Source organism: Streptomyces sp. NBC_01224 (assembly GCF_036002945.1).
GTDB lineage: Bacteria > Actinomycetota > Actinomycetes > Streptomycetales > Streptomycetaceae > Streptomyces.
On sequence record NZ_CP108529.1, the window covers coordinates 1,484,698 to 1,498,691 of the forward strand.

General features: G+C 71.5%; 10 protein-coding genes. 1 reads left to right on the forward strand and 9 read right to left on the reverse strand.

The window, feature by feature from the left end; genetic code table 11:
* Positions 1–19: 19 nt before the first annotated feature.
* The 9 genes from secD to OG609_RS05950 all read right to left on the reverse strand — a co-directional run bounded on the left by secD (position 20) and on the right by OG609_RS05950 (position 12,339).
* Complete coding sequence (gene secD, locus OG609_RS05910) at positions 20–2,335, reverse strand: protein translocase subunit SecD (protein WP_327271816.1); 2,316 nt, start codon at positions 2,333–2,335, stop codon at positions 20–22.
* Positions 2,336–2,365: 30 nt separating this feature from the next.
* Complete coding sequence (locus OG609_RS05915) at positions 2,366–2,935, reverse strand: hypothetical protein (RefSeq protein ID WP_327271817.1); 570 nt, start codon at positions 2,933–2,935, stop codon at positions 2,366–2,368.
* A gap of 29 nt (positions 2,936–2,964) precedes the next feature.
* Positions 2,965–3,789, reverse strand: a complete 825-nt coding sequence (locus tag OG609_RS05920) for a rod shape-determining protein MreC (RefSeq protein WP_327271818.1) — start codon at positions 3,787–3,789, stop codon at positions 2,965–2,967.
* Between the two features lie 157 nt (positions 3,790–3,946).
* Complete coding sequence (gene ligA, locus OG609_RS05925; RefSeq protein ID WP_327271819.1) at positions 3,947–6,058, reverse strand: NAD-dependent DNA ligase LigA; 2,112 nt, start codon at positions 6,056–6,058, stop codon at positions 3,947–3,949.
* 27 nt (positions 6,059–6,085) lie between these two features.
* Positions 6,086–8,185, reverse strand: a complete 2,100-nt coding sequence (locus tag OG609_RS05930) for a phage holin family protein (RefSeq protein ID WP_327271820.1) — start codon at positions 8,183–8,185, stop codon at positions 6,086–6,088.
* Between the two features lie 100 nt (positions 8,186–8,285).
* Positions 8,286–8,699 (reverse strand): hypothetical protein, encoded by a 414-nt coding sequence (locus OG609_RS05935; protein WP_327271821.1) that lies wholly within the window; start codon positions 8,697–8,699, stop codon positions 8,286–8,288.
* A gap of 154 nt (positions 8,700–8,853) precedes the next feature.
* Positions 8,854–10,293, reverse strand: coding sequence for a gamma-aminobutyraldehyde dehydrogenase (locus tag OG609_RS05940; RefSeq protein WP_327271822.1), 1,440 nt, complete (start codon positions 10,291–10,293; stop codon positions 8,854–8,856).
* A gap of 64 nt (positions 10,294–10,357) precedes the next feature.
* Positions 10,358–10,768 (reverse strand): YybH family protein, encoded by a 411-nt coding sequence (locus tag OG609_RS05945; protein ID WP_327271823.1) that lies wholly within the window; start codon positions 10,766–10,768, stop codon positions 10,358–10,360.
* A gap of 32 nt (positions 10,769–10,800) precedes the next feature.
* Complete coding sequence (locus OG609_RS05950) at positions 10,801–12,339, reverse strand: purine-cytosine permease family protein (RefSeq protein WP_327271824.1); 1,539 nt, start codon at positions 12,337–12,339, stop codon at positions 10,801–10,803.
* 98 nt (positions 12,340–12,437) lie between these two features.
* Between OG609_RS05950 and OG609_RS05955 the strand changes: the two genes are divergently transcribed.
* The gene (locus tag OG609_RS05955) at positions 12,438–13,889 is read left to right on the forward strand and encodes a PucR family transcriptional regulator (RefSeq protein ID WP_327271825.1); all 1,452 of its coding nucleotides are present in this window, start codon (positions 12,438–12,440) and stop codon (positions 13,887–13,889) included.
* Positions 13,890–13,994: the final 105 nt, after the last annotated feature.

A 13,994-nucleotide genomic window follows, 5' to 3' on the forward strand; every position in this document is an offset into this window, starting at 1 on the left:
GATGTGCGTTCCGGAGCCGCTATACGCGTGCCCCGTTGTCGAGCGGATCCCGGCGCGCCGCCTTCGTACCGGACCGGCGTCCGGGAGCCCGTTTCCGGGCGGGCGGCGGGGCCTTGCTGCTCCGCTCCAGGAGGAGCGCGGCCGGTACGGCGGTAAGCACCGAGGAGTATGTGCCGACGCAGATGCCGATCAGCAGGGCGAGCGCGAAGTCCGCGAGGGAGTCGCCGCCCAGCACGGCGAGTGCGGTCAGGATGAACAGGGCACCCATTCCGGTGTTGAGCGTTCTCGGGACGGTCTGGAGGACGGCCTGGTTGGCGACCGTGGCGAGAGGCACGCGACGGGCCTTCGCCCACAGTTCCCGCACCCGGTCGAAGACGACCACCGAGTCGTTGACGGAGTATCCGATGACGGTGAGGAGTGCGGCCAGGAAGATGCCGTCGACGGTGCGTCCGAGCCAGGCGAAGGCGCCGACCAGGAGGATGACGTCGTGGACCAGCGCCGCGACCGAGGCCACGGCGAAGGTCCAGCGGAACCGGATCGCCAGATACGCCAGCTGTACGAGGACGGCGATGCCGAGTGCGATCAGGGCGTTGCGCCGGAGTTCGTCTCCGAGACTGGGGCCGATGAGTTCGTCGCGGACCTTGGTGGTCTTGCCGCCCTCCTTCGCGAGGGCGGCGCGCAGGGCGTGTTCGCCGTCGTTGTCGAGTTTTCCGGTGCGTACGGAGAGGTCGCCCGCGCCCGCCGTGGTGACCTCGGCGTCACCGAAGCCCGCGTCGGCGAGGGCGGTGCGGGCCCGCTCGACATCGACGGGCCGGCTCGTCGAGTACTCGACGAGCCGGCCGCCGGTGTATTCGACGCCCAGGTTGACGCCGCGTACAACGATGCCGAGGACGGCGACGGCGACCAGTGCCGTGGAGATCAGCAGCCAGCGGCGCGGGGAACGCATCAGCTGGGGATCGCGGCGGGTCAGCCAGGTGCGTACCCGGCCGGGGGCGGCGATGCCGTTGATGCCCCGGTAGTCGCTGACGAATCGTGAGCGTGCGGCGATCTCGGTGAGTGCGCGGGCGATGACGAGTGCGGAGAACATCGAGGCGAGCACACCGATGGCGAGTGTGACGCCGAAGCCCTTCACCGGCCCGGAGCCGAGGAAGAAGAGCAGCCCGGCCGCGATCAGCGTCGTGACGTTGGAGTCGGCGACGGCGCTCCAGGCGTTTCGGAATCCGGCGGTCAGCGAGGAGCGCAGGGAGCGGCCCGGGTGCTGTGCGTGTTCCTCTCTGGCCCGTTCGAAGACCAGCACGTTGGCGTCGACCGCCATCCCGATGGCCAGGACGAACCCGGCGAGGCCGGGCAGGGTGAGGGTGACTCCCAGGGCGACCAGGGCCGCGTAGGAGATCACCCCGTAGGCAGCGAGTGCGACGGCGGCGAGCGCGCCGAAGAGCCGGTAGACGATGGTGATGAAGAGTGCGGTGGCCGCGGCGCCGATGAGGGCGGCCCGGGCGCTGGCGTCGATGGCGGCGGCGCCGAGCGTCGGGCCGACGGTCCGCTGTTCGACGATCTCGACGGGGAGCGGCAGAGCGCCGCCCTTGATGAGCAGGGCCAGTTCCCGGGCCTCGTCGGCGCTGAAGGAGCCGGTGATCTGGGTGGACCCGGACGGCAGGCCGACGTTGCAGCCGACCGAGGGGGAAACCTGTGGAGAGGAGATGATCTGCTGGTCGAGGACGATGGCGACGCGGCGCCGGTCGTCCTGGACCGGGTGGCAGGCGGCCTCACCGGTCAGCCGGGTCCAGTCGCGGCCCGCATCCTTGTGGAAGTCGAGGGAGACGGTCCAGCCGGCGCCCTGCTGGGCGTCGAACGCGGCGGTGGCGTCCTTGACGCCCGCGCCGGAGAGCCGGGCCGGCCCGAGGTCGAGGGAGCGGCCCTGTTCGTCGGGGAGCGTCGGCCCGTTGCCGCCCTCGGCGTCCGCCGTGTCGTCGTTCTGCGCGGCGGGGCCCTGGACCGCGTGGAAGCTGAGCTGGGCGGTTCTGCCGATGACTTCGGCGGCCTTGCGCGGGTCCTGGACGTCCGGGAGTTCGACGATGATCCGGTCTTCGCCGGAGCGGGTCAGGGTGGGTTCGGTGACGCCGAGGGAGTCGATGCGCTGGCGGAGCACCTCAAGGGTGCGGTCGGTGCTCTCCCGGTCCGCTTTCGCGGTGTCGGAGTCCTTGGCCTGGAGCACCAGTCTGGTGCCGCCCTGAAGGTCGAGGCCGAGTCTGGGTGACATGGTCAGCGTGATGAGCACGGAGACGAGCAGGACGGCCGCAGCCAGAACCGCTCGCACCGTGGTGGCGCGAGTCATGGGTTTCCTCCGAGGGGGCGCCGGGCGCCCTCACCTCGGCGAGGACGTTCCGGCGGGTCTGTGGGACGGGACCGGTGGCAGGACCGGTGGCCGGTGAACGGCCGTCCTCGGAGGACCGCGTACGGCGGGGAGTGCCGCGCGGAAGCGGTCGGTGGCACGAGGAGGTGCGGCGGGGGCCCGCTGGGGGGCGTGGTGCGGTACGCGGATGCCCGGCGCGCCGGGCAGCAGGAAGTCGGGGCCGGGCGGCGGAAGATGGTGCTGGGTGCGGGCGTGGTCGGTGCCGGCCCTGGGCCGGGGTGCGGTCGTCGGCGCCGGCCGGTGGCGGTCGGTCGCCGTGGCCGTGCGGGTGCGCCGGGTGTCGTGGACGGTGCCCGTGCGGGCGGTCCGGTCCGTGTGCGGGGTGGGCTGATGGGCGCCGGGCGAGTACGCGGCGGAGGGCGGCACACCGGCGAACGGCCGGGCGGGGAGTACGGATCCGGCGGTGGCGGGGGCGCCGCCGACGACGGTGAGTACGGCGAGAAGGAGGGCGACGAAGGCCTGCCGGGCCGCCTGTGCGGTCCTGCGGTGTGCCGGGACGCCCGGCCGTGCCCTCGGGGGCACATTCCCCGGGGGCGGCCCCGGGAGGGGGGTCACCTCGTTCGGCCGGGCAGGGCAGGTGTCGCGCCGGCTCGGCGGAGCACGGAGCCGAGTATCAGCCCGGCGCCGCGTACGACCGTGGTCGCCGGGTCGTCGGCAAGACGTACCGGAACGCCGAGGCGGACCGCGACCCGGTCGGTGATGTCGGGGCGGGCGGCTCCGCCCCCGGCGAGCAACGGGCCCTTGCGCAAGGCCCCGAGGACGGCGCCGTGCCGGTCCTGCTTCCACATCTCGTCCACCATGTCCAGGACGGTGCGGACGACGGCGGTGGGCGGCTCGCAGGGGTCGAGGTCGCTCAGTCCCGTCTCGGCCTGGCGGGCGTCGCGGACCAGTCCGTCGACGAGGAGGGTCGCCTCGGTCAGCTCGGCGCCGATGTCGACGACGAGCAGCGGGCCGCCGTCCTGCGGTCCGGCGTATGCGGCGGCCGCCCTTGCGCTGTCCAGGGCGATGACGCTCGTCGGCCCGAGTGCGGCGATCAGTTCCCTCGCCGCGGCGCGGTGTTCGGACCCTGCGAGGACGGGATGGCTGAGGACGACCACGGCGTCGGTGCGGTCCGAGCCCAGGGTGCTGTCGACGATACGGCCGAGCATCCGGCCGCAGGACACGGGGTCGACGATGCGCCCACGCCGGACCGGGCGGCCGTGCCCAGGCCCGGCGCCGAAGTCGCTGCAGGCGTCGGTGTCGGCGATGACGCCGTGTCCGGGCATCCAGGCGCGGGTCCGTGAGCTGCCGAGGTCGAGGGCGAGGCCACGGGTGACGCCCCGGTACTCCTGGCGGACGGACTGGCCGAGTCGCGGTCCGTTGTGCAGCGAACGCATCGCCCCTCCCACCGGCCTGCCGACGCGGCCGTTCACACACCCATTGACCCGCTGATAGCGAGGCATGGCCGAGCCCTCACTATGCAATAGGGAGGCAAAGAAAGCCACTCCCCGGCAAAATCCAAGGGCTCGGGCGCGGCGAGGTCTCCATCGTGCGTCACACCTCCGACGGCAGGAAACCGGCGATCAGCTCGGCGAACTCGTCTGGCGCGGCAATCCGGACACCCAGGTCCTCGGCCTTGGTGCGCTTGGATCCGGCCTTCTCCCCGGCGACCAGGAGCGTGGTGCGCTTGGAGACGCTGGACGAGGACTTCCCGCCGGCTCGCTCGATCAGCTCGTTCATCTGATTCCGGGAGAGCTTCTCCAGCACGCCGGTCATGGCGCCGGTGACCACCACGGTCATCCCGTCCAGCGGCAGGCCGACGGTCCCCTCCCCGTCGGCGGCGGCAGCGGCTTCGGTGCCCTCCTCGCCCGGCTCCGGCGGCGGCGTCGCACCGGGCTCCGTCATGTTGACCCCGGCGGCCACCAGCTTCTCGATCAGCGGGGTCAGCTCCACCAGCTCCGCGACGACGCCCGCGGCCTTCTCCTTGCCGATGCCGTCGACGCGCTGGAGCTCCTCGGCGTCGGCGGCCCTGATCCGGTCCATGTCCGCGAAGTACCGGGCGATCCGCCGTGACATGGAGCGCCCGGTGCCGCGTACCCCCAGCGCGCAGAAGACCCGGGAGAGCGGCTGGGTCCGTGCCGTTTCGATGGCGGCCAGGAGGTTGTCGGTGCTGGTCTCGCCCATCCGTTCCAGGCCCAGCAGCTGCTCGCGGCCGAGGGTGAAGAGGTCTGCGAAGTCGGCCACCAGCCCGGCGTCGACGAGCTGGACGACCCGGGTGGCGCCTAGGCCCTCGATGTCGAGCTGGTCGCGGCCCGCCGCATACGAAATGGAGGCGACGAGGCGGCAGTCGCGGCCCCGGACACAGCGCCAGCGCTGCTCGCTGGTGTCGATCTCGGAGCCGCACTGCGGGCATGCCTCGGGGAAGACTATGGGCTGTTCGTCACCGGTCCGCAGATGGGCGACGGGCGCCTCGATGCGGGGGATGATGTCGCCCGCCTTGTAGACCATCACGCGGTCGCCCAGGCGGAGATCGCGGCGGGTGATGTCGGCCGGGTTGTGCAGTGTGGCGTAGCTGACCGTCGAGCCGTCGATCTCCACCGGTTCCAGCACGGCGCGCGGCGCGATGATGCCGGTCCTGCCGACGTTCCACTCGACGCCGAGGAGCCGGGTGACCTTCTCGACGGCCGGGAGCTTGTATGCGATGGCCCAGCGCGGCGCCCTGGTCCCTGAACCGGCCTCGCGCTGGTCGGCCGCCAGATCGGCCTTGATCACGATGCCGTCGATGCCGAACGGCAGCGAGGCGCGCAGGGCCCCGACTTCCTCGACCCGGGCCTGCACCCCCTCGACGGTGGTGACGATGCGCGGTGCCACGTCCGTGTCCGCCGCGGTGTGCACGCCGAGCCCTGCGACGTACTCCAGGACCTCGCTGTGCGGGAGTTCGGCGAGGGTGTCGGTCAGCTCTCCGGACTCGGGCAGCGGCAGTGCACCGTAGGCGAAGAAGGTCATCTCCACCGTGTACGCGCGGTCCTTGGCGCGGAGTGTGCCCGCCGCGCCGTTCCTCGGGTTGGCGAAGGGGGCGCCGCCGTGCTCGGTGCGCACGGTGTTGGCCTGTTCGAACTGCTCGGTCGTCATGAGGATCTCGCCGCGCATCTCGATCGTCACCGGCTCGGCGAGCTGCTCGGGGAGGCCGACCACGGTGCCGATCGCGTGCGAGACGTCCTCGCCCGCGGTGCCGTCGCCCCGGGTGATCAGCTGCTCCAGGCGGCCCGCCCGGTAGCGGGCGGCGACAGCCAGGCCGTCGAGCTTCGGCTCCACGCTCCACGCGGCGACGGGTCTGCCGATCCGGCGCTCCAGCGACGCCGTCCATGTGGCGAACTGCTCGGCCGAGAAGACGTTGTCCAGGGACAGCATCGGCACCGTGTGCGGCACGTCCCCGCTCGCGGCGCCGCCCGCCACCTTGCCGGTCGGGGACGCTTCCAGCACCTCCTGCGGGTGCTCCTGTTCGTACGCGGCGATCCCCCGTACCAGCCGGTCGTACGCGTCGTCGTCGAGCGTGCTCTCGCCCGTGGCGTAGTACGCGGCGGCGGCCTGCGACGCTTCTTCGACCGCGGCGGCGTAGGCGGCGGTATCGGCGAGCACAACAGCTGAGTTCGTCATGGCCCCCATCCTGCCGCCCACCACTGACAACGCCCCTCAGCCGGCCGTCCGAACCGTCCCGCCCGCCTCTTCGGCGCCCCCCACCGAGCGCGGCGGTGCCAGCGGGATCTGCGGTCCCGAACACTCCCGCAGCCAGCGCCGCAGCACCTCGTGCACCTGCTCGGCCCCCACCAGCTCCGTGCCCTGCGCCACCGGCGCGGACAGATCCGCCGGCCACAGCAGGAACGGCCGGGACTGCTCACCGCCCAGACCGCCGTGCGAGCCGATCTGTTCCTCGAAGGCATGCACGCAGCCCGTGGCCCCGTCATGCATCGAGTTGACCATGATGTCGGCGACGTGCGGGAACGTGTCGGTGCGGCGCACCGCGGCCGCCGCGCCCGGGCCGAAGGGGGCCAGTGGCCCTTCCCCGTCCTTCAGTTCCGACACCGGGACCTCGGTGCCGCCACGCCCCAGCACCACCGATCCGTGCCGCTCGCTGCGGACCAGCAGAAAGCCGATGCCGGGGTGGTTGGCGAGGGTGCTGAGCAGTGCGGGACGGCTCCGGTCGAGCTGTTCGCGCGAGGCGCGTCCCTCGATGTCGGGGAAGGAGATCAGGCCGAGGTTGCCGGAGGCGAGGACGACCGGGTCGGACGGCTTCGCACGGTGTTCCACCTCGCCCTCCTCGACCGGCCGGTGCAGGGCGATCCGTACCGCGTCACGCGCCTCCGAACCGCTGCGGGTGCGCTGCGCCCGACGGGGTACGGGCAGCCCGCAGCCCGCCCGCACCAGATCCTTGAGCGTCAGCCCGTACGCCCCCGCGAAGGTCTCTCCGGGGCTCTGCCCGTGGTCGGAGAGCAGCACGATCCGGTAGGTGCGCGGGGTGTGTTCGGCGACCTTGACGATCAGGGCGAGCGAGCGGTCCAGGCGCGCGAGCACCTTCTCCGCGTCACGGCTGTGCGGTCCGGAGTGGTGCGCCACCTCGTCGTACGCGACCAGGTCGGCATAGACGGCGGTGCGTCCGGCGAACATGTCCCCGATGACGGCGGCGACCACCACATCGCGTTCGACGACGGTCGCGAAGGCCCGGATGAGGGGGTAGAGCCCACCGCGCTTGATCCGGGGCGTGTCCTTCCGTATCCGCGCCCGGGTCGACTGCCCGATCTCGCGGCAGACCTCGGCGACGAACGACAGCGCCGTACGCACGGCGTTGGCCGGGTCGGAGAAGTAGGCGAAGTACCCCGCCCTGGAGCGGCGGCCCTTGCCGAGCCGGGCCGCCATGGACAGAACGAGTGCCAGCTGGTCGGCGCCGCCGCTGAAGAGGTTGCCGCGGCTGGCGCCGTCGAGCGTGAGCAGCCCGCCGTCGTGGGTGCGTGCGATGGCCCGGCGCTGGAGCTCTATGGCGCTCGCGGGGCGGCTGGAGACCATGACGTCGCCGGTCTCCTTCTCGTACCAGCGGAAGGCGGGGACGTCGTGGTTGCTGCCGTGCAGGATGCCGAGCTGGCTGGCGCCGGTCTGGCTGGACCAGTCGGTGCGCCACGGGGTGAGCCGGTGGCCCTCCTCGTCGGCGAGCCAGTTCGCGACGGTCGGCATCAGGCGGGATTCGGCGGCCCGGGCGAGCACGTCGTGGCCGACGCCGTCGAGCTGAATGAAGACGGTGCCCGGCGGTCCGCTGCGTCCGCTGTCCGCACCGCTGCGTCTACGGCGGCGGTCGGCGAGCCGTGAGAGCCGGCGCCGGTAGGCGTTGTCGTCGCGGACGGCGAGCGCCGTGGAGGTTGCGGAGGCGACGGCGGACATCACGGCCGCGACGACGACCGCGGTCTCCGGGTTGGCGGCGCCGCGCCCGTCCGGTATGAGTCGCAGGGCGACCAGCAGCAGCGAGCCGTTCAGGAAGAAGACGAGCATTCCCAGGACGAGTGCGGGCACGATGAGCAGTGCCCGTACCAGGACCGGCCAGACCAGCGCGGAGAGCAGACCGAACGCTCCGGCGCCCCAGGCCGCGGTGAACGCGATCTTGGTGATGCTGTCGCCGTCGTCCGACTGGAGCTGGAAGTCCGGCAGAATCCCGGCGAGCGCCAGCATCGTGAGCGTCGAGACCGCCCACACCACAACCACTCGCATCAGGGCGCTGCCGGCTGTTCGCCATCGCCCGTCACCCACGCCGTTCCACCTCACGTCCGGACCCCGCCGTTCCGGGCCCAGTGTCCCAGCTTTTCACAGCGCCGCCGCGGGCCACTGGCGGCAGCGGGCAGGAGGCCGGTCAGCAGCCGTCGTATCCGGCAGTGGGCATGGAGAGCCTGCGGTGCACACTCGCCTTCGTACGGGCGTTGTACGGCGGCTCGTCCAGTGCCGCGATCTCCAGCCGTACGCCGCGCCGCTCGCACTCCGCAGCGAACTCCGGCACCGAGGTGAGGGCCCGCGCCAGCACCCGGTCGTTGGCGGCGACGAAGACTTCGACAGCGCCGCTGTCGACATCCGTCCACAGGGCGTGGTGGTCGGGGCGCAGCCCGTAGAAGCGCAGCTGGCGGGTGACGACGTATCCCTTGTCGGCGGCCCAGCGGGCGCACATGTCGTGCTGGCTGCGGGTGTCCACGAGGAACGGATCGCTGTCGAGCTCTTCGAGCGGCGTGAGACTGGCGATGGCCGCCACCCGTACATCCGTTACGTCCCCCATGGCCGTTCCCCCCGTGCTAGGCGTACGGGCGACACTACCGCTCCGGCTCCCGTACAAAAAGGCGCATGTCGGGACGGGAGGAGCGCGGAGTACGGAACGCCGGTGCGCCCCCGCCCCGGGACGGAGCCGGGGCGGGGCGCAGGGGACTGGTGGGTCAGAGCGACGTCATGACGTGCTTGATGCGGGTGTAGTCCTCGAAGCCGTACGCGGAGAGGTCCTTGCCGTAGCCGGACTGCTTGTAGCCGCCGTGCGGCATCTCGGCGACGAGTGCCATGTGGGTGTTGATCCACACGCAGCCGAAGTCGAGGTTCTTGGACATCCGCATCGCCCGTGCGTGGTCCTTGGTCCACACCGAGGAGGCGAGGGCGTAGTCGACGCCGTTGGCGTACGCGACGGCCTGGGCCTCGTCCGTGAACGACTGGACGGTCATGACCGGGCCGAAGACCTCGTTCTGGATGATCTCGTCGTCCTGCTGGAGGCCGGAGACCACCGTCGGGGCGTAGAAGTAGCCCTTCTCGCCGACCCGGTGGCCGCCCGCCTCGATCGTGGCGTGCTCCGGGAGGCGGTCGATGAAGCCGCTGACCTGGGCGAGCTGGCCGGCGTTGTTGAGCGGGCCGTACAGCACGTCCTCGTCGTCCGGCTGCCCCGTCTTCGTGTCGGCGGCGGCCTTGGCGAGGGCCGCGACGAACTCGTCGTGGACGGACTCCTGGACAAGGACGCGGGTCGCTGCCGTGCAGTCCTGGCCGGCGTTGAAGAAGCCGCCGACGATCAGGTCCTCGACCGCCTTCTCCAGGTCCGCGTCCTCGAAGATCACCGCCGGGGCCTTGCCACCGAGCTCCAGGTGGACGCGCTTGACGTCCTTGGCCGCGCTCTGCGCGACCTGGATGCCGGCCCGCACCGAGCCGGTGATGGAGGCCATCGCCGGGGTCGGGTGCTCGACCATCGCACGGCCGGTCTCCCGGTCGCCGCAGATGACGTTGAAGATGCCGCGTGGCAGTTCCAGCTCCTCCAGTACGCCGCCGATGATCTCGGCGATCAGCACGGTGGAGGCGGGGGTGGTGTCGGAGGGCTTGAGGACGACGGCGTTGCCTGCGGCGAGCGCGGGCGCGAACTTCCACACGGCCATCAGCAAGGGGTAGTTCCACGGCGCGACCTGCGCGCAGACGCCGACCGGCTCGCGGCGGATGATCGAGGTGAGGCCCTCCATGTACTCGCCGGCCGAGCGGCCTTCGAGCATCCGCGCCGCACCGGCGAAGAAGCGGACCTGGTCGATGGCCGGGGCCAGTTCCTCGCTGCGGGTGAGGTGGAGCGGCTTTCCGGTGTCACGGCTCTCGGCGGCCACCAGTTCGTCGGCCCGCGCCTCCATCGCGTCGGCGATCTTCAGCAGGGCCAGCTGGCGTACGGAGGGGGTGGTGTCGCGCCAGACGGGGAACGCGGCAGCGGCGGCGGCCATGGCAGCGTCGACGTCCGCGTCGCCGGAGAGCGGAGACGTCGCGTAGACCTCGCCGGTGCTGGGGTCCACGACGTCGAGGGTGCGGCCGTCCGAGGCGTCCGCGAAGACGCCGTCGATGTAATTGCGGAACGTGGTGCTCATGGAACCGGTCTCTCTCGTGGTCGGTCGGCGGTACAGGTGGTGCTCGTCCGGCGCGGCGGTGCCGTCAGCCCGCGGTACGAGCGGACAGGTGCTCGTGGACGGCAGGCCAGCTGCCGTCCTCGGCGTGGGCGAAGACGATCGTCTCCCGCTCGTGGACGGTCTCCTCACCGGCCCGGGTGGCGATCCTGGTCTCGACGTCGTGGCTGAAGACGGCGGTGGAGCCGAGGTGCTGGATCAGCTGTCCGGTGGAAGTGCAGCCCAGGATCCGGAAGTCGTCCTCGGCCACCCACTGCTGCCACAGCGCGCGGTACTCGGCCGTGGAGGCGAGCCGCTGCGGCGTGGAGTGGAAGACGAAGGTGGCGTCCGGGGCGAATGCACCGAAGTAGTCGTCGAGGCGGCCCTCGGCGAAGGCGGCGACGAGCGCATCGGCGGCGGCCTGGATCTCCTGGACGGGGGTGCTCTCGGGCGTGCTCATGGTTGGCTCCTGGTTACGGGCGGGGCAGGCGCTCAGTGAGCGGCGGCGGGTTCGGCGGTGAGGGGCTCCTCTGTGCCGCCGGTGATCGGCGGGACCTCGGAGTCCGACGCCCGGACGAATCGGGGGCCGTCCGGCCCGTACACTCCGCGCGGCTCGGGGAAGAGGGTGAGCAGGCCGAGGTAGACCACGGCCGCGAGGGCGAGGCCGACCGGGAGGGAGATGTCGGCGCCGTTCGCGAGGTTGCCGAGCGGGCCGACGAACTGGCCGGGCAGGTTGGTGAACAGGAGCGCCACACCGGCGGAGATGAACCAGGTGGACATCCCGCGCCAGTTCCAGCCGTGGTTGAACCAGTAGCGGCCACCGGTCTGGCGGCGGTTGAAGACCTGGAGCGCGTCCGCGTCGTACCAGCCGCGCCGGGTGACGTAACCGAGTGCCATCACGATCATCCACGGGGCGGTACAGGTGATGATCAGGGTCGCGAAGGTGGAGATGGACTGCGCGAGGTTGAGCGCGAAGCGGCCGATGAAGATGAAGGCGATCGACAGGGCGCCGATGAAGAACGTCGACTGCACCCGGCTGAAGCGGGTGAAGACGCTCGAGACGTCGAGGCCGGTGCCGTACAGCGCGGTCGTGCCGGTCGACAGGCCACCGATCAGGGCGATCAGGCAGAGCGGCAGGAAGTACCAGCCGGGCGAGATGGCGAGCAGTCCGCCGACGTAGTTGGGCGCGGCCGGGTCGACGTACTTGGCGGCCTTGGACGCGATGATGGAGGCGGTGGCCAGGCCGAAGACGAAGGGCAGCAACGTGGCGATCTGGGCGAGGAACGCGGCGCCCATCACCCGGCGGCGGGGCGTCGTGGCCGGGATGTAGCGGGACCAGTCGCCGAGGAAAGCGCCGAAGGAGACCGGGTTGGACAGCACGATCAGCGCGGCGCCGATGAACGACGGCCAGAACAGCGGGTCGGCGGTCGAGGTGAAGGTGCCCGCGTAGCCGGCGTCGAAGTCTCCCGCGAAGGCGAAGGCGCCGAGGACGAAGAGTGCCGATGCGGCGACCACCGCGATCTTGTTGACCATCAGCATGAAGCGGAAGCCGTAGATGCAGACCACCAGGACGAGCCCGGCGAAGATCGCATATGCAATGCCATATGTCACATCGGACTCGGGTACGCCGGCGAGTCGGTGGGCGCCGCCGACGAGTGCGTCACCCGAGGACCACACCGAGATCGAGAAGAACGCGACCGCGGTCAGCAGCGAGAGGAACGAGCCGACGATCCGGCCGTGCACGCCCAGGTGGGCGGAGGAGGAGACGGCGTTGTTGGTGCCGTTGGTCGGGCCGAACAGCGCCATCGGGGCCAGCAGCAGCGCACCGGCGACGAGGCCGAGCAGCGTCGCCGCCAGTCCCTGCCAGAAGGAGAGGCCGAACAGGATCGGGAAGGCGCCCAGCACGCACGTCGCGAAGGTGTTGGCACCGCCGAAGGCGAGCCGGAAGAGGTCGATCGGACGAGCGGTGCGGTCGGCGTCGGGAATCCGCTCGACACCATTTGTCTCGACTTCGGTGATCGAAGCAGTCACGGGCGCTCCACCTCTTGTTCATGGGGACGGTCCCACAGTCTGTGGCCCCGGACGACGGTCGACAATTGTGCACATCACAGAGCACTACGCTGTTGTCTGTGGCCAGCGACAAACTCACCGTTGAGGATCTGCTCTCCTTCCCCGCTCTGCAGCTCTCCGTGAAGGCGGGCAGCAGTGGCCTGGGCCGCTCCGTGTCCTGGGCGCACGCCAGCGAACTCGCCGATCCGACGCCCTGGCTGCTGGGCGCCGAGGTGATCATGACGACGGGCCTTGCGGTCCCGCGTACCGCCGCCGGACAGCGCGCCTATCTGGAGCGGCTCGACGACGCCGGTGTCTCCGCGCTCGCCCTGTCTGCGCAATTGCACATGCCACCGCTGCACGACGCGTTCTTCCGGGCGGCCGAGGAGCGCGGATTCCCGGTCCTGGAGGTCCCGCTCGCCGTCCCGTTCATCGCGGTCTCCCAGGAGGTCGCCGCCTCGGTCCAGGAGGACGCCAGGCACCGTCTCGGCGCCCAGCTCCAGGTCTTCGGCTCGCTGCGCTGGCTGGTCGCCGAGGATCTCGACACGCCGACGCTGCTGCGCCGACTGGAGCACCTCTCCGGTTACGACGTGTATCTGTGCACGCCCCAGGGGCGCCCCTTGCTGCCCGGCGTGCCTGTGCCGGAGCCGAGCGTGCTGCCCGCTTCCGTGGACGCTCCGCCGACCGTCCCGGGCGGGTTCGTGCTGCCCGTGCCGGCGCCCGGAGGCCCGGCGGGATTCCTCGTCGCGTACGAGCGGGAGGGCGCCCAGCCCGCCGGGCTCGCCGTCGTCCAGCACATCGCCACGGTGGCGGCGCTGCGGGTCGCGATGGTGCGCAACGAGCGCGAGACGCTGCGCCGCGAAGGCGCGGAGACGCTGGCCGAACTCCTTCAGGAGGTACTGGACCCGGAGGCGGCCCGGCGCAGGCTCGCCCGGCATGCGATCGAGGGCGACACCGTGCTGATCGTGGTGCGGCAGACCACGGACGAGGCGCTGCTGCGCTGCCTCCAGGACCATCCGCATCTGCTGCTCACCTGGGGCACGGACCGCTATGTCCTGGGGGCACCGCAGCTGGCCGTGGAGATCGGTGAACTGCCGGATGTGGCGGCCGGGATGAGCCGCCCGTTCCTGCCGGGTGCCGCACTGCGGGTGGCTCAGCGCGAGGCGCTCTGGGCGGTCTCGAAGGCCGCCGAGTCGGGCCGTTCCGTGGTCCGCTACGGCGACGACTCCCTGGGCCGCTGGCTGCCCGACGACCCTGCGGTCCTGACCGCGCTGGTCGAGCATGTACTCGGCGAGGTCCTGCGCTACGACGAGGCCCATGACTCGCAGCTGCTGGTCTCGGTCCGCACGTGGATGGAGCGGGACCGCCGCACGGAGACGGCGGCGGCCGCACTCCACATCCATCCCAACACCCTCGCCTACCGGCTGCGCCGCTTCGGCGCTCTGACCGACCGTGACATGGCATCCACGGGGGCCCTGGCGGAGGTCTGGCTGGCCATCCAGGCGGCGGGGGCACTGGGCCTGACCGACTGAGAGTGACCAGCCGGATGGCAACGACCGGACGGAGCCGGGTCACCCGGTCCGGTCACGGCACTAGGCTCGATGCCAGGGCCGGAACAAGGAACCCGGGAACGAGGA